The sequence below is a fragment of the Microcoleus sp. T3_D1 genome, from assembly GCF_036700405.1.
Classification (GTDB): Bacteria; Cyanobacteriota; Cyanobacteriia; order Cyanobacteriales; family Microcoleaceae; genus Microcoleus.
This window is the reverse complement of the sequence record NZ_JAUBOV010000018.1, coordinates 72514-90164: the sequence shown is the minus strand read 5'-3', so window position 1 is coordinate 90164 and position 17651 is coordinate 72514. Positions and strand designations below refer to the sequence as shown.

The 17651-nt window shown below is 48.5% G+C and carries 12 protein-coding genes; 4 read left to right on the top strand and 8 right to left on the bottom strand.

What is annotated here, in order from left to right; all coding sequences use genetic code 11:
* Positions 1-348 precede the first annotated feature (348 nt).
* Together QT992_RS10850 and QT992_RS10845 are read right to left on the bottom strand one after the other, a co-directional pair.
* Positions 349-840, bottom strand: a complete 492-nt coding sequence (locus QT992_RS10850) for a DUF4168 domain-containing protein (protein ID WP_333287392.1) — start codon at positions 838-840, stop codon at positions 349-351.
* Positions 841-1122: 282 nt separating this feature from the next.
* On the bottom strand, positions 1123-1380 hold the full coding sequence (locus tag QT992_RS10845) for a hypothetical protein (protein WP_333316946.1): 258 nt from the start codon (positions 1378-1380) through the stop codon (positions 1123-1125).
* Positions 1381-1633: 253 nt separating this feature from the next.
* Here QT992_RS10845 and QT992_RS10840 point away from each other — a divergent pair, with 253 nt between their 5' ends.
* Both QT992_RS10840 and QT992_RS10835 read left to right on the top strand, forming a co-directional pair.
* Entirely contained in the window at positions 1634-2137 is a 504-nt protein-coding gene (locus tag QT992_RS10840; RefSeq protein WP_333341649.1) for a DoxX family protein, read from the top strand.
* On the top strand, positions 2134-2628 hold the full coding sequence (locus tag QT992_RS10835) for a DUF4385 domain-containing protein (protein WP_333341648.1): 495 nt from the start codon (positions 2134-2136) through the stop codon (positions 2626-2628). The genes QT992_RS10840 and QT992_RS10835 overlap by 4 nt, the downstream gene beginning before the upstream one ends.
* Positions 2629-3090: 462 nt before the next feature.
* Here QT992_RS10835 and QT992_RS10830 read toward each other — a convergent pair whose 3' ends face one another.
* The 6 genes from QT992_RS10830 to QT992_RS10805 all read right to left on the bottom strand — a co-directional run bounded on the left by QT992_RS10830 (position 3091) and on the right by QT992_RS10805 (position 8020).
* Entirely contained in the window at positions 3091-3558 is a 468-nt protein-coding gene (locus QT992_RS10830; RefSeq protein WP_333341380.1) for a regulatory protein RecX, read from the bottom strand.
* A 114-nt stretch (positions 3559-3672) separates the two neighbouring features.
* Positions 3673-4083: an AbrB family transcriptional regulator gene (locus QT992_RS10825; RefSeq protein WP_015177612.1), complete on the bottom strand. Its 411-nt coding sequence runs from the start codon at positions 4081-4083 to the stop codon at positions 3673-3675.
* Between the two features lie 91 nt (positions 4084-4174).
* The gene (locus tag QT992_RS10820; protein WP_333316937.1) at positions 4175-4453 is read right to left on the bottom strand and encodes a hypothetical protein; all 279 of its coding nucleotides are present in this window, start codon (positions 4451-4453) and stop codon (positions 4175-4177) included.
* 1304 nt (positions 4454-5757) lie between these two features.
* Positions 5758-5949 (bottom strand): hypothetical protein, encoded by a 192-nt coding sequence (locus QT992_RS10815; RefSeq protein WP_333376985.1) that lies wholly within the window; start codon positions 5947-5949, stop codon positions 5758-5760.
* A 117-nt stretch (positions 5950-6066) separates the two neighbouring features.
* Entirely contained in the window at positions 6067-7761 is a 1695-nt protein-coding gene (locus QT992_RS10810; protein WP_333316933.1) for a CHAT domain-containing protein, read from the bottom strand.
* A gap of 4 nt (positions 7762-7765) precedes the next feature.
* On the bottom strand, positions 7766-8020 hold the full coding sequence (locus tag QT992_RS10805) for a hypothetical protein (protein WP_333316930.1): 255 nt from the start codon (positions 8018-8020) through the stop codon (positions 7766-7768).
* A 1413-nt stretch (positions 8021-9433) separates the two neighbouring features.
* On the opposite strand from QT992_RS10805, the gene QT992_RS10800 reads away from it, so the two are divergent.
* Entirely contained in the window at positions 9434-15754 is a 6321-nt protein-coding gene (locus QT992_RS10800; protein WP_333376983.1) for a cadherin-like domain-containing protein, read from the top strand.
* 774 nt (positions 15755-16528) lie between these two features.
* Complete coding sequence (locus tag QT992_RS10795) at positions 16529-17482, top strand: threo-3-hydroxy-L-aspartate ammonia-lyase (protein WP_333376981.1); 954 nt, start codon at positions 16529-16531, stop codon at positions 17480-17482.
* Positions 17483-17651 lie beyond the last annotated feature (169 nt).

Genomic DNA, 17651 nt, shown 5'->3' with positions numbered 1-17651 from the left:
AGACAGAAGTTCCAATCTTCAGCTCATGTTTCAGGAATTAAAAACGTTTTAATCGTCTTGGCGATCGCTATATCTCATTCCGATTTACAGCCCGTTGAAAAATATTCATCTCTCTGCCCGCTCCCGTTCTGGCATTATTACCAAATTTATGTTATTTTGTCAAGCACTTTATCGCAGACGATCGCTTTTTTTTCAAAAAATTTGCCTACCGTCTAGGAACTCGAACAATGTAAATCTCCCATATATTGTTGGGGGGAGGTAGCGCTTAGGCATCCTGCCTGCCCTTAACAAGCTTTTATGGAGAAGTCTAATAGAACGGGAGAGGAAGAAAGACTCAAACCCTCAAGCTTATTGATTGCCCGCTTGTTGCAGTCGCAGGAGCTCGGCTTGAATTTGCTGTTTTACTGCCGGATCCGCTTGCTGGAGCAAAGTGATCTGGTTGAAGCGACTAACTGTCAAACCATAGGTTTCGATAGCTTTTTTAGCTTGTTGGCAGTAATTCACTGCGATACCACGAAAATTTCCCGACAGCCTGTTAATTTGCTGAGTTTCGTTGCACACTACTCTGGGAACCGAGCCTCCAGCCATTTTTTTAATTTCGTTATAAGCTTCCACCCGTCTGGGTTCTATTGCCAACACAGCACGAGCGTAGCTAGTAATTTCTTCGCTGCTAATCTCTTGAGCTTGGGCTGCTGCTCCGAAAACGAGGTTTGGGGATTGTCCATACAAACCGGGCGCCCATCCGCTAGCTAAAGCTGCTGCAGAAATGATGCCTGCAAACAGCGATTGTCGCAGCATCCGGTTTAGGCGAAATTTAGAGGTGTTGGTTGAGGTGTTCATGGTCGTCGGTGATTGCTTACGTGGAGATAAAAATGACACAGCGCTTGGAGGCTCAATCTTTTTGAATAATGTGGTGGCTAAAAAGTTCCTGCCGTTGGTGACAATTTTGAATTCCACCAGGAGGGTTGGGGAGTTGCTAGCACGATCGACTTTTTAGCAAATGCGATAATTTCATTCATTATAACATCTGTGGGAAGTTGACAAAATTCAAACTTGAGAGCCTAATTTTAATTACAGAGCGTTCACGAATTGCCTCTGGCAATAATTCTCACAGCGCAAATATTAAATAATTCTAAAAGTTATTGACAAATTACTCCCCTTAATTCTTCTAATCAAGGTACGCGCTAGCAAAGCTATCTTCCCGCAAGGGTTCGGTGAAGGGTAGGGAAGCGTCTGGAAGGCTAGGTCAAATTTAGCAGTAATCGCACTCATCAATTGCGGCGAGGATTTATTTAATGTTAAGCGATGGCGCATTTGTCGATCGAGAAAATCCCCCACTGGTTTGGCTGCTGACGAAGCCCGAGCCGGAACAAAAATCATGTTTCACTACCCGAAGATAGAGACAGCAACAGGGCACTAGACATTAAAATCTTGGTATCAAAATGCGCGCTAGCTGTTTTTGGCACTCAACGCGCAGGCCTTCGATTCCAGTTCTCGCTTCCTCCAGTTTGGGGCTGTGAAAACTTGTCTGGGAGTTACCCAGAAACCTGGTTTTTCTACGAAATAAAATCGTTACAGCCAGCAGCCAGAGTAAAGAAACCCGGAAAGCGGGAATGTTGGGGGGTCAGTTTTCTTGTCATCTCGATCGCAAATAGCGAATTTTGGCAAGCATTCTCGCAGCAATTTAACAATTATTAATTACCGATTGCCCATGAAAAGTCAAAAAGAAATTTGGCGAGTTATTCTCGCAGTAGCTATCAGTATTGTAGGCGTGCTGCACTTTGCAGTACCCGCACCTTTTATCAGAATTGTGCCGCCCCAGCTTCCTTACCCGGAAGCCTTGGTTTATATCAGCGGTTTTTTCGAGATTTTGGGCGGAATTGGGCTGTTAGTTCCTCCTGTGAGCAGGGCGGCGGCGTGGGGGTTAATTGCCTTGTTTATTGCCGTGTTTCCAGCTAATATCAATCAAGCCGTCAACAACATTCCGATAGAAGGGATTCCCCACAACCAATTACTGTATTGGTTCAGGCTGCCTTTTCAAGCTGTCTTCATTGCTTGGGCCTGGGTTTATACCCAACCAGACGAAGGTAAACCCCGGGCTTCTATAGTTCCAGATAGAACAGAAAACGCCCGATGAAGCAGTTCGACTACCATGCGGATTTTAAGAACATCGACTTTCGACAGCACCCGGAACTTTATCGGGTAGGGAAAGGAGAACAGGGAGTGCTGTTGGTTGAACCCTACAAAGGAGAAATTCTGCCTTTCTGGAGATTTAAGACTCCTGAAATTGCCAGGGAGTCCAGCAGCAAAATTTACTCCTTGTTTTTAGAGTATCTCGATGCCGATGATTTTGTGGGAGCCGACATGGCCCGCAAGTTCTTGCAGATGGGGTATACTCGATCGCGTCGCTACGCCAACCACAAAAGCGGTCGAAAATACCAGCAAAACCCTCAGAAACTGAAGTCTGTTGCAGAGCAAACCGCAGCTCGAAAAGATATTTTGCCCCTACAAGCAGATCCGGTGAAAGCAGAATCCGCCGCCATTTTTCTTGAAAAATGGATGCTGGCCAAAATCAATGAGAAATATCTCGATCTTTTAGCCAGACACCGGCAGATGTACGAATCTTAGTTATTGACATACTCCCCTGCCTAAAGGCGAGAGGATTCTTAACACTTCATCGACCAATGCTACCGAAGTAGTCTTACGAGCGCCTCCATGTTCATTTTAAGTCGTGGCAATGCCCTATCCCGACTATATGTATCGTTTTGTTTAAAAAACATTAACAATACTTTGTTTTGCTTCCAGGTTGGATTTTAACCATTGCCCTTGGGTCTTTCCCTATTACTGGATCAGTCCCGGTTTCAACTCAAGATGAGTATATATCGCTGCAATCTTAGGTGGGGATTTCAACCAATTAAACTATAGCATAAAGCCGTCCTAAAAGGACGGGGCTGGCATCCCATTTTCTCGGTCAACGCACTCGGATTGACACACATTTACAAAAACTCAGGACTTACACTTTAGCCCTGTCGGCAGCAGTGTAGTTGTGCTTGCCTATCTGGGCCGCACCTATTGGCGTGGCCCTACTATTTACTCATCTTCTTCTTCTGTTTGCCACTGTCGCCAAATTTCAAAGGCATTAAAGCCCCTGTATTGCAGGTAATTCAAGACTTTGCCCTTGGTTTTGGGATCGGCTTTACCCCAAGTATCGATCTTGTATTTCCGCATGACTTTGGCTTTTAATTCGGCCAGTTTTTCTGCTTCGGAGTCCTGATTTTCGGCAATTTCTTCTTCCCAGACTTGCTCGAACAAATCGTTGGTAATTCCTTTTTGCAGGCACTTGCGCTTGATGGCAGACTTCCCGTATTTGCCTGCACCAGAGGCGATCGAGTTTGCCACCAAGCGAGTGTCGGACTGATAGCCGCGGTCTTGAATTTGCGCGATCGCCTCCAATATTTCCTCATTGCCAAAACCTTTCTCTTGCCCCTTTTTGCGAAGTTCAGAGGCACTGTAGTCTTTGCGGGACAAGAGAAAATAGAAATAGTCAATACAGCTCATCAGTTAAATCGAAGGGTGGCGCGCAAATACTCGTGTAGCGAATGCCAAATCCAGTCGCCTTGCTATCGGCTGACTGCATCACGCGCGGCGAAGCTATCCCGCAGGGAATCGCCTTTATTCTTCTGTATCCTCCTCTTCATCATCCAATTCCACATCCGGTCTGTCCACATCGATCTGAATCAAGCGAATGTGCTTGTATCCGAGCTTAATTTCAAACTCGTCTCCCGGCTTTAATCCCATTTCTTGGGTATAATTTGCCCCGATCACGATCGAGCCATTCTTGTGAACGCTAGCTCGATAACTCGCTTCTCGCCCGCGTCCGTCTGCTTTAGACTTCTCTAGCTCAATGCCCTTAGCAGCTAACACTGCATCGTAAAACTCAGCCAGATTAATCCGGGTTTCTCCACTTTTGCTGACCGTGAAGTAGCCGCAAAGCTTTGCAAGTTCTCTGCGTGGCAAATCACTGCCTTTGATTTTTTGAAGCAGACCTTTTCCTGTTAAGGGTGCTGTAGCTGTTTCTGCCATTGACCGTACCTCGCTTATTGGACTTTACTTATATCAATTACAACACATTAGATTAACTTTGTTTCACTGTCAATACTAATAATTCTGAATATTAAGATTCTGGATAAATTTCTGCGGCCTCAAGACCGGGGGTGCAAGTAAGGATGCTCGAAGGGCGATCAATTTGCCGATCGCGGCCCAAATCCTTGCGTAAGCCTCTCTTGCGATCGCGCGGGAAATTATTGTCGCAAATTAAATGCTTTACTTTTTTACAGTAAAGTCTGTTCCCTGCATTCACCAATCCCCGATTGTGTCTGTGGTCAAGGTAAAAACAAGACAGCCATGAATCGAAATACCTAGAGCGCGGCCGCTGCAAATCTCCCGACAGCATTTACCGGCCGGGGTTAACTTTTACCTCAACAAGGGGAGGCAGCACTTGTTCTCGATGCCCCTGCCAGCTACTTGCACGCACCAGTTTACAAAAATAATCCAACTGTAGGCCCGTGCTCGAAACCCTTATGGAATAAGTCATTCCCAATTCTTCAAGTCTTTAATCTAAAATCTAAAATCTAAAAGGGTATAAACCCTGTTTTTCGGGCTGGAAATCCCCTCAAAACCCCAAATACCAACGACCAATCTTCTATTAAGGTGTTGGGCATATAACTTCCACAGAACGCAGTCTGGGGAAGGCAATCCGGTAAAAATTACAGGAAATTTCACCTCTTCCTTGAACGGGTTTTAGCTTAAACCCGACTCAATGGGCGCGGCGGCAGAAACATCGGGCAGCCACTAAGAGGGGAATAGTTTCGATCGGGCGAGATTGCTTCGCGACTCTTAACACTTCGCCACGAATCAGTAGATTTCTAGGGGGAACTGGGGAAAATCTTCCTCCTGCGGCCCCAAGCCAGAGAACTTGAGGTTATTTCCACAGGGGAATTGAAAAAGACCGAGTTAAATGCACAACAGCTTAAATGTTTGATGCACTACAAATTAGCAACGGTTCCCGACATGGAGTTTGCATGGAAATGTATTGGTTTCCACTCGTGGCCTGTAAACTGCCATACTCTCAAAATTTATGCACCAACGGGAGGGGCGCGTCAATCGATTTTAGATTTTAGATTTTAGATTTTAGATTTAAGCCTTGACCCCACGGATAAATTCGGGGCGCCTTTATCGGATACAGGTTTTTTATTTCACCGGTCCTGAGTCTGCTTTCGGAATGAATCCGGGGGCGGGTATCCTGGATGCGAGGGGGTCAAACTCACAGCCGCTTCCATAATTAATTATTGTGAAATAAGCGCGCTGAGGGTGAGGACGTTCTTAATTGTGGCAACTCTGGCTTTTATTGTCTTGTGCCGAATGACGAATGCTCCCGCTGCCGAATCAGCCCGCTCAAAAACGCATACAAGCCACCGACTCCTGTCGTGGAGAGATCAAAATTTTAGAGTCTTGTTCCACTTCCCAGATTTATCTGTGGAGTAAATTTAAAATCTCAAATCCTTCGACTCAGGGCTCAACCCGAAGTCTAAAATCTACAATCGACTGACGAATTCTGTATTAAGCAGTCCCGGACTTACTTTCTCGACGAGAAACCCGGTTTCTTCCTCGATGCTTGGTGGCGCTGCTGCTTGTTTTCGGTATAGCAACCGCCAAGACGGCGCCGGACGATATCGATTGCTGAAACCCTCGCTCTCATTACGTCTGCCTCCTGCCTCCTGCCTTCTGCCTCCTGCCTCCTGCTATAAAAACCGGTTCGATGAACGTAAGTCCGAGATTCGATCGAGCAGTATACTTTCGATCGCGAATGGCCAGCGGCAGCCGATCGCGAATGGCCAGCAAAAACCCCACCCAGTTTGGAGCCGGGCCAAGGGGGTCTAAATTCAGCATTGCAGTGGGCGATCGCTTTTAGGAATGAAAAATAAATAAGGTGACTAATAGAGCAATAGTTGACCTTGGATCAAGGCTTCTGGGGTTTAATTATGCAAGTTATTAATTTTTCCTTCCTTAGTGACGTTGTTGCAGGTAATTTTGCGACAGGGGAGTGCGTACCGCCGGCAGTAACTCTTCTGGTTTCGTGCTTCGGTTCGAGTGCCGCCACCCAAAAAAGCCAGCACTCAAAGCAACGGGCAACAAGCAAAGCATCAGGGCCACAGATTTTTTCAACCCCGGTTTTTTTAACGGTTTCTGAGTCGCTGCAGCGGCGCGAGTTGCTTGGATCGCCGCACACTCAGAATGAGGAATAGAGGACGGCGAAGCCGTCGGTGAGTTCGGTGAATTAGTAGCATCGGGTCGATCGTTCTGGTGAACCCAATCCCTGCGATCTTTTAATTGGTTGGGATATTCCCAGACTTCGCCGTCAGAATTGTCTGACTCATGCGATCTATTGGCTGGGAGTGGGGGGTATTGGGCGATCGCCGAAACCGAAGACGCAGCCTTCCATTCTGTACCCGCGAGCGCCGGTTGCGTTCCCGACCCGATTATGTGCACCATAGAACCGGAGGTCGCGCTGTGGGCTGGGGCGCCGGTCAAATAGCCGTCAAAGTCCGGGTGCTGGTAGAGAATCGGCAAAGCCCAGTATAGCTGGTGAGAACCGTAGGCAGAAATTAGCCCAGCTCTGGCCCGGCTCAGGCTGAGATCGACTGGATAGCCTTGATTGAGGTTGCGGTAAAACAGCCGCGTCAGAGTTAGGGCTACATCGTCGGGGATGCTTTCTGCCATTGCTAGCACTGCCGGAATGCCCCGCTTGACTAGAGCTTCGGTTAAGTTCCGTTCCGGGCTGTCGTCCGCGAGGTCTGAGGGGTCGCCGTAGGCGCCGCGGCAGGAGTTGAACACGGCCATCTGAATACCGTTGTTAACGAGCAATCCAGCTAAGTCGTCGCCACTGAGGGTTTCGGTTAAGCCGGTGCGGCTGCTGACTAGGTAGAGTTCGCCACCTCTGGAACCTAAGTTGCTGTGGCCTGCGTAGTGCAGGACTTGGTAGTGTCCTTGTTCTAGGGCTTGGGTAAGTTGTTCTCGATCGGGCTGTTCGAGAATAGTCAGTTGAATTTCCGGGCAATGGGGGCTGTTTTTGAGAGGATGACCGGTGCGGTTTTGGAGTTCTTGTTGCAAATGGAGCACTTCTCGCTTAAGCTGCAAGCTGTCTCGATCGCTCGGAGAGGCGATCGCCATTAAAATTTTTAGTGGCCCGCTACTAGGCAGTATCCGGGTTTGTTTGAACAAACTTGTACCTGGTTGGTAGCGGGAAAACACGACATCGGTGCCGGTTGCCAAAGGGCGATCGCCCGCGTGCAGCACTTCCCACGGCAGACGCGGCAAGCGCCGGCCTTTGAGTCCGAGTCGCAGTTGCAGCACTTCTCGGCGGTGCTGGGCGATGCCTTGAGCGCAAGTCCAGCTATCGCGCAAGTTTCCTTGAAACAGCCCACTGTATAATTGTTGCCCCAGGGCTACTAAATTGGGCCCTGAGTTGTTTCCCGAACGGGAGAGGCTGCGACCGGCAAAACTGTTTCCCTGTACTGCTTTTCCTTGGAGCAAGCCCACCAGCGGGTCGTTCATCAGTTGAGCAGACAGTGCAAGCCATTCGTCGATCGGCCAGCGGACTTGTTGTTCGGCTAAGGGTACACCGGGTGCAACCCTTTCTGTCCGCACTAGATATTCGTCGTCCCCAACAGGGGTGACTGAGAGTTGAAATTCCTGGCTCACGGATTTAGCGCCCTCCCGCCTTAATTCTGAATTTGCCTGCGTTTTTGCGGCTAGCAAGAGCGATCGGCAAAATAATTTTTACTCTTTCTATCAAAGTTTCTGAATGCGCTTCCCCCGATCGGGCGATCGCTAGCGTCATATATATTTGTTCAAACACTTTGAGGATATAAAAGTTGTACTTTAATAACAGTTTATTAGTTTTGATTGCCCTGTGGGTCGGTGAAAGCCGAATTTTCTGCAATCTTTGTATCTTTAACATTTTGCACCTCTACCGCAGACCCCTTTAGATTCGTCGTGAACTTGAGTTTCTCATTGCTGAGTAAAGTTAAATTGGAGGCACTTTACCAGGCGGATCTCTAGTTCTTATTAAAATTACTTCGGCTCCCGCCAGCCGGTTTCAGGGTAATATCTCCGGGAAAGTTGAGTATTTTATTTTTTTTGGCGATCGGTCGATCGGTCTTTAGGGCTTATCCTGTACCACCAACCCCCCATGTGCAATCTTGATTTTGTGTCAATTAATTAATTGGTCAGCCCTGGGTTCTCATCCGTAAGCCCTCCGCCCTCATCCTTAAGACCTCAGTGGCGATCGATTATCGATAGTTGACCATCGATAAATGCTAATAACTTATTGCTAATTTCCCGCTTTTATGATATAGGAAACTTTTAATTTAACTCTCTTAATCTAGTTAAAGTTAAGCAGCAAAAATAAACTTAACCCGCCAAGAACTCTCAACAATACAAGGCAAATCAAATTATTCCGGTACTCTCCAGCAACCATTATTTTTGGCATCTAGAGGATTACGCCTCATCAGGCCGGTTTCTCGGAGAATTATTGGATTTGGTAGCGAAGCCTCTACAAAGGAATAGGGTTGGGCAGCCGCGCCGTGGGTCGTGCCCGCTCAAAATGCCGAGCTTGCAACTGTCACCAAAAACGACTCCTGCGTGTGATACTCTTTTTGGCAAAATTTTACAATCTGTCTTGAGATAGATAAATTTTGGCAGGGTTCTTAGGATTAATCTGAAGAACAAAAATTCTCAGTTCGCGATGTTTCCTCAAATCGAGAGAAAATTTTGCAACTAAAAATTAGAACAAATATTTGGCCGGGCGAATTATCTAAATTTCTAATTAATCATCGGGAACTAAAATTAGGAGGGTGCGGTCGTTTAGTCAAGAGATTCAAATCCTAAGTCAGGGAAGGATTTGTCAAAGCTGGGAGTGTTACAAAACTTCAATACACCCAGCCTAGATCGGAAAAAAAGCAAGGGTAGAATTTGGGGGATACAGGTTTTGGGTAGTTATTTAGGAGTTGTCAGTTGCGAGTTTAAATTCAGCTAATTCACTGTAGAAATTACGTAGAAACTCTACAATAAGGGGCCCTGCGGCGCAGCTTACGGTAGAAATTACGGAGAACATCTCAAATGCTCGGCGCTTCGGCGCAGTAATTACAGTGTAGGTGGCGGCTCATTAATTTGGGTACGCAATGGCCGAATAGAAAACTCGCAACCGAGCGAAAAAAACCTTGCCGTTTAAGTGGCATCTATAATAGTAAAGATGAGGAAACCAGCTCCTCTAGCAGGCGAAAGCATGAAGGAAAAAAAAAATCTTCTGCCACATCCTGTTTGCTGATAAATTGATTCTAAGAAGATTACCATTTTTTGGGAAATATCAACAATGGAACCAGACGTAACGTTGTTAGAAGAAGGACGGGGAACACTTTTTCCCGCTCAAACTGAAACACAAAATCCAGTCGGGGATTTAGGCAACAACAGCTCTACAATTTCCGATGAGGAGTTAGCCGAGTTAATTCAGATAGCGATCGCCGAAAACACCGAGGGCCTTAGGGACAAATTGCCAGCTCCGTCTAACGGCGTACTGGAAGAAGGTGCTCCTGATGACAGCCAAATGGCGGAATCTAACGGCGTACTAGAAGAAGGTGTGGGGGACATAGATGACTTAGACGATCGCCGCGGCATCGACGATCGCCGCCGAACCGTCGTCGGTAGCGATGAGGATGACCTCATTGTCGCCACTGGCGATAACGAGGAGATATTCGGCAAGAAAGGCAAGGACAAAATCAAAGGAAACCGTGGCAAAAAAAATAAAATCCTCGGCGGTAAAGATGATGACGAGTGCGAGGGCGGCGATGAGGATGATGAAGTAAGGGGCGATCTCGGCAAGGACACCGTTAAGGGCGGCAAAGGCAAGGACACCCTTAAGGGCGGCAAAGATAACGACACCCTTTTTGGCGGCAGCGACGACGACATCTGCGAAGGCGATGACGGCGATGACTGGGCCCACGGCAACGAAGGAAAGGATACCGTTAACGGCGGCGTCGGCAACGATACCGTCTACGGCGGCAAAGGCAACGACGATTGCAAGGGCGACGAAGGCAACGATAACGTCCGGGGCGACGCAGGCAACGATACCGTTAGCGGCGGCACAGGCAACGATACCCTTAACGGCGGCAAAGATAACGATACTGTGAGGGGCGATGCCGGCAGCGACGTTTGCAGTGGCGACGACGGCGACGACAACGTTAGCGGCGGCATCGGCAATGATACTGTGAGGGGCGATGCCGGCACCGACGTTTGCAGTGGCGACGAGGGCGACGACAGCGTTAGCGGCGGCACCGGCAATGATACTGTGAGGGGCGATGCCGGCAGCGACGTTTGCAGTGGCGACGAGGGCGACGACAGCGTTAGCGGTGGCATCGGCGACGATACCCTGATGGGCGGCGACGGCAACGACAAGTGTGAAGGCGACGACGGCGACGACAGCGTGATGGGCGGTGCCGGCGACGACAGCGTGATGGGCGGTGCCGGCAAGGATACCCTCGTGACTGGCGACGGCAATGACATGGCAGACGGTGGCGACGGCGACGACAGCGTTAGCGGCGGCGGCAACGGCGACGATACGCTGATGGGCGGCAACGGCAACGATACGCTGATGGGCGGTACTGGCAACCATACCTGTGTCGGCGGTGCTGGAGCTGACGTTTATGTCGTGAGTAACAGTACCTCTGGGGCAAGTGCAGTCATCGCTGACTTCGCAGACAACGACGACAAGTTTCTGCTGTTTGGCGACTTGAACTTTAGCAGCTTGACCTTTATACAAATCGGTGTCAATACCGAAATTCGGGTCAATAACTTCGCCTTGGCGCTATTGTTGAATGTCAACGCAACGCTTATCACTGCGGCCGACTTTTTGGAAGTTAATCCTCAAACTCAAACTCAAACTCAAACTCAAACTCAAACTCAAACTCAAACTCCAACTCCAACTCCCCCTCCGATTTTTAACCCTCCGCGAGTGGAAGCTAATAATAGCTTGACTGCTGGTTCCAGCGGCGGCGAGCAAACTATTACTCGTGAGTTGTTGCGGTTTGTCGATGACGAGCAAGGTCCTGGCGGCACAGTCTTCAAGCTAACCGAGCTGCCCGATGCTACAACCGGCCAACTATTGGTGAATGGAGTCCCAGCACAAGTCGGTTCTACCTTCTCTCAAGCAGACATTAACGCAGGCTTGGTGAAATTCAAAGCGGCAGTAGGTTTTGTCGGTGCGCTTAGTTTTGGTTTTGAAGTTAGCAACGGCAGAAGATCGGCCACCGGCCAGCGTTTTAGCTTGAATGTCGAGCGAAATGTCTTTAAGTTTGCTGGCACTACAGAAGCTCAAGTTATTGTCGGTTCTGCGACGCTGGATAACGACATAGAAGGCAGCGATGGTGACGACGACATTACAGCCGGCACAGGCAAGGACAAAATCATCGGTGGCAAAGGCAAGGACAAAATTAAAGCAGGCGATGGCGATAACGATATCGACAGCGGCGATGACGATGATGATATCGAAGTCGGTAAAGGCAACAACAAAATCATCGGTGGCAAAGGCAAGGACAAAATTAAAGTCGGCGATGGCGATAACGATATCGACAGCGGCGATGACGATGACGATATCGAAGTCGGTAAAGGCAAAAACAAAATAAAAGGAGGCTTGGGCAAGGACAAAGTTAAAGGCGGCGATGACGATGACGATATCGACGGTGGCGATGACGATGACTCGATCGACGGTGGCCTCGGCATAGACAAAATCATCGGCGGTAGTGGCAATGACACATTAACCGGAAATGAGGGCGATGACTCGATCGAAGGCGGCTTCGGAACCAATAATCTCAGTGGGGGTAATGGACGGGATCGCTTTATTTACCGCACTTCCCGCCAAGAGATTCAAACAGTTGTAGAAGCTGACTTTATTACTGACTTTAGTGTCGCTGACGATATTTTAGAGCTTTCTACGGCAGCTTTTGGTAATCTCAGCGTTTCTAGTTTGACCCGACTGGAGATTACTGCTACTTCTACTGTGGGGTCGATCGGCAGCGCTAACTTGCTCGATTTCAGCCTGGATACCACTGTTAACAGCATCGCTTCTTTGCAAGCGCGGTTTGTAGCTTTGGGTGGCAACCTAGACGCGCCTACTTTCTGTCAGTTTATAGATGCCACTACCGGCCGTGCTGTACTGGTATTTGCTGTTGGGGCGCGCTTTGAAATTGTTACCAGTTTCTCGGCGAGCATTCGCCTGCAAGTCAGTAACTTTGTCTTCACCGGTACGCCACTAAATATTCCTGTCGGTACTGCTGGTGCTGACAATGTGGATTTCACCACTTCTCCGGCCCCAGTTAATTACGATGGTTTAGCAGGCGATGACAAGATTGTCGGCAGCAATTTTAACGATAGCCTCAAGGGTGGCGACGGCAACGATACCATCACCGGCGGCGTCGGTTTGGATGTCATAAGCGGCGGCACTGGTTCGGATCTGTTTGTTTACAGGACAACTAAAGAAGGCGGCGATAAAATTTCCGACTTTACTGTTGGGGTAGACAAATTCGAGTTTAGCGCGAGCGCTTTCGGCAATTTGACTACGACTAACTTTGACGGTGTTAGCGGGGTTTCTCCTGACATTACTGGCAAAGAGTTAGTGATTTTCACAGGCGGAAGTTATGCCTCTTTGGAAGCTGCACAAGCTAAAGCCCTGGGCAATTCTACAACTGCTGGTTTCTTCGCATTTACTAATGCGTCGAACGAGACTGTGTTGTATTTTGACTCGAACGGTACCGTGGCCGGTGGTTCGACGCTTATTGCTTCCTTGGGTACGGCTGCTAGCAATCTGGGAACGGCGGACTTTGTATTTACAGGTACGATCGCCTCTCCTGCTGGTACTACTACCAACTCAGGCAGCATTGTCGATTTAACTGCTGCAAATGCGGGTACTTTCGCGACAGCCGCATTTAACAACTTCGGTTCTGGTGCTGGCGGTTACAACTTCACCACTCCTGTCTTATTTACGGGCAATGACAGTGCTAACAGCGTCACCGGTACGGAATTTGCTGACATCATCAACGGTGGTGGCGGTGCAGATATTATCGACGGCGGCAGCGGTGCTGACATCCTGGGCGGCGGCAGCGGTGCAGATATTCTGACTGGCGGTGCTGGTGCGGATCTGTTTGTTTACAAAGCAACAGGCGAAGGCGGTGATACAATTACTGACTTTACCTCTGGGGTAGACAAATTCCAGTTTGTCAGCGGTGCTTTCGGCAATTTGACTACGACTAACTTTGACGGTGTTAGCGGTTCAACTCCTGACATTACTGGCCAAGAGTTAGTGATTTTCACAGGCGGCAGTTATACCTCTGTGGAAGCTGCACAAGCTAAGGTTCTGGGCAATTCTACAACTGCTGGTTTCTTCGCCTTTACTAATGCGTCGAACGAGACTGTGTTGTATTTTGACTCGAACGGTACTGTAGCCGGTGGTTCGACGCTTATTGCGAATCTGGGTACGGCTGCTAGCAATCTGGGAACGGCGGACTTTGTATTTACAGGTAGCATCGCATCTCCTGCGACTGGTACTACTACCAACTCAGGCAGCGTTGTCGATTTTACTTCTGCAAATGCGGGTACTTTCGCGACAGCCGCATTTAACAACTTCGGTTCTGGTGCTGGCGGTTACAACTTCAGCACTCCTGTCTTATTTACCGGCAATGACAGTGCTAACAGCGTCACCGGTACGGAATTTGCTGACATCATCAACGGTGGTGGCGGTGCAGACATCCTCAGCGGCGGCAGCGGTGCTGACATCCTGGGCGGCGGCAGCGGTGCAGATATTCTGACTGGCGGTGCTGGTGCGGATCTGTTTGTTTACAAAGCAACAGGCGAAGGCGGTGATACGATTACTGACTTTACCTCTGGGGTAGACAAATTCCAGTTTGTCAGCGGTGCTTTCGGCAATTTGACTACGACTAACTTTGACGGTGTTAGCGGTTCAACTCCTGACATTACTGGCAAAGAGTTAGTGATTTTCACAGGCGGTAGTTATACCTCTGTGGAAGCTGCACAAGCTAAGGTTCTGGGCAATTCTACAACTGCTGGTTTCTTCGCCTTTACTAATGCGTCGAACGAGACTGTGTTGTATTTTGACTCGAACGGTACTGTAGCCGGTGGTTCTACCTTGATTGCGAATCTGGGTACTGCTGCTAGCAATCTGGGAACGGCGGACTTTGTATTTACAGGTACCATCACGTCTTCTGCCAATGGTACTTCTCCCACGGGCACTACTACCAACTCAGGCAGCGTTGTCGATTTTACTGCTGCAAATGCGGGTACTTTCGCGACAGCCGCATTTAACAACTTCGGTTCTGGTGTTGGTGGCTACAACTTCAGCACTCCTATCTTATTTACCGGCAATGACAGTGCTAACAGCGTCACCGGTACGGAATTTGCTGACATCATCAACGGTGGTGGCGGTGCAGATATCCTCAGCGGCGGCAGCGGTGCTGACATCCTGGGCGGCGGCAGCGGTGCAGATATTCTGACTGGCGGTGCTGGTGCGGATCTGTTTGTTTACAAAGCAACAGGCGAAGGCGGCGATACGATTAGTGACTTTACCTCTGGGGTAGACAAATTCGAGTTTAGCGCGAGCGCTTTCGGCAATTTGACTACGACTAACTTTGACGGTGTTAGCGGTTCAACTCCTGACATTACTGGCCAAGAGTTAGTGATTTTCACAGGCGGCAGTTATGCCTCTTTGGAAGCTGCACAAGCTACAGCCCTGGGCAATTCTACAACTGCTGGTTTCTTCGCCTTTACTAATGCGTCGAACGAGACTGTGTTGTATTTTGACTCGAACGGTACCGCAGCGGCTGGTTCTACCTTGATTGCGAATCTGGGTACGGCTGCTAGCAATCTGGGAACGGCGGACTTTGTATTTACAGGTACGATCGCACCTTCTGCCAATGGTACTTCTCCGACTGGTACTACTACCAGCTCCGGCAGCGTTGTGGATTTAATCACTAATCCCGGTACTTTCCCGACAAGCGGAGTTAACAACTTCGGTTCTGGTGTTGGCGGTTACAACTTCACCACTCCTGTCTTATTTACAGGAAGTGCGACAGCTAATAACGTCACCGGCACTGAGTTTGCTGACATCTTGAACGGTGGATCGAGTGCTGATATTTTCGACGGCGGTTTAGGTAACGACAGCATCTCCGGTGGCGCAGGTAACGACAGTCTCTTCGGCGGCGCGGGTAGCGATACTCTCAACGGTGACGAGGGGAATGACACTTTAATCGGTGGTTTGGGAACCAATGTTCTCAACGGCGGTGCTGGTGCAGATGTGTTTGTGTTCAGCGGAACTACTGCTGGCGGCGGGGATTTAATTACCAATTACAGCATTGCTGATGATGTAATTAACCTCGACAAAACTGGTTTTGCAGCCTTTACAACCGGAGGGACTTTGGCTTCGAGTTTCTACGCTTACAGCAGCACAGTTTCTGTAACTGCGCTGGAAGCAACTTTAACCGGCCCGTCCATCATGGCTATCTACGACGGTTTGTCTACTAAACTGTATTACGATAGCAACGGTTCTACGGTTGGCGGTAACAGTTTGTTTGCAACTGTCAATAATGTCGATTTAGGAATTTCCGGTAATACTGAATTGTTCTTGTTCTAAACGGCAAGAATCCTAATCGGGATATCGGTACGGTTAGGGACACAGCCATGCTGTGTCCCTACAAGATACGGGTAAGGACACAGCCATGCTGTGTCCTTTTTTTTGGTAATTTTTAAACAATTTAGCTGCTATTTTTTGGGTAGGGAAGCCGCATTGCCGTGTTCTCTTTTGCCTTGTTGTCGATGCTTGGAGTCGATCGCACTCGCGAGGGCAATTTCACTATCCAATCCGGTTTATTTTACCCGTTATATCCATGCCGGTTGTATCGGAATGATTAAACCGCAGAGGACACAGAGGATACAGAGAAAGGGGAGAGAGAGATGAATAATTCCGATGCCAACGGATTTGATATTACCCGAAATGTTGCACCATTCTCGCTTAACAGGCTTTCCGGCCTGTTCCACAATAAAATTCACTCTTTGTGGAACAGGCCGGAAAGCCTGTTCATAAAAAGCTTATTGAGAAGGGTGCAACATTTCAGATATTACCCAAAATCATGACACTGCGCCGCGCCATTTCCCTACAATTAATCGGGCGGTGGTTAAATTTGTATTCATTAATCCCTCTCCTGTGCAAGTACAAATGCCACTTTACTTTTTGATAGTAAATTGTCATAACTTTGATTTTAGTCAACAGCTTTTTTAACCATTAAGCGCCACAGCTAATGATTATTATTAATAAGCTGATGATAGAAATTTATAGTTTAATGGTAGGAGTAAAGCGGGAAATGCCCACCCTACAAATAAAGTCCTCGATCGCCCTAATCTAAAATCTATGAGTTCCCAAAATCCTTTATCAGTCTGTTTCGCGGATGTGGAGGCGGCGGCAAATCGCTTGCAGGGCAAAGCTTTCAAGACGCCGGTGCTGACTTCGGAAACTTTCAACAAACAGACGAATTCTCAGGTATTTTTCAAGTGCGAGAACTTTCAGCGCACGGGTTCGTTTAAATTTCGGGGTGCTTGCAATGCTTTGATGCAGCTATCTGAAGCTGAAAAACGGCGGGGAGTGCTGACTTTTTCTTCGGGAAATCACGCGCAGGCGATCGCCCTTGCCGCCCAGTTGTTACAGATTCCTGCTACTGTTGTCATGCCGGCAGATGCGCCAAAAGTCAAGCAAGAGGCGACTCGCGGCTACGGTGCAGAGATTATTTTGTACGATCGCACTCAAGTTGCGCGGGAAGAGTTAGCCGCTAAAATTGCCGCAGAACGACACTTGACAATTGTTCCTCCTTATGATAATGCGTGGGTGATTGCGGGACAAGGTACGGCGGCGCTGGAATTAATCGCAGAAGTTGGGGAGTTAGATTTGCTGCTGGTTTGCTGTGGCGGCGGGGGTTTGCTTTCCGGGTGTGCGATCGCGGCAAAAACTTTGTCTCCGCAGTGTAAAGTAATAGGAGTGGAACCGGAGCAAGCAGACGATGCGGCGCGATCGTTCCGCACGAAAACGCTACAAACTGTTACTAACCCGGATACGATTGCTGACGGTGCGCGCACACCATATCTGGGGAAATTAACCTTTCCTTTGGTGCTGCATTATGTTGATGATATGGCAACAGTTTCCGAAGAGGCAATTCGCAGTACAATGTTTTTTATGTGGGAACGGATGAAGATAGTTGTTGAACCGACTGGAGTGTTAGCAGCGGCGGCTTTGCTTTCAGGTGTTGTGCAGGCTGAAAATGCGAGAGTTGGGGTGATTGTTAGCGGGGGAAATGTCGATTTTAGTCATTAGCTTGCACTTTTTCAAGAACGGGCAAGATGCCCGTTCCACAAGAGAGGAATTTTATTTTTGATTGTGGAACAGGCATCTTGCCTGTTCATCTTCCAAAAAAGATGAATTTGATTGTGGAACAGGCATCTTGCCTGTTCATCCTGCCAAAAAAGATGAATTTGATTGTGGA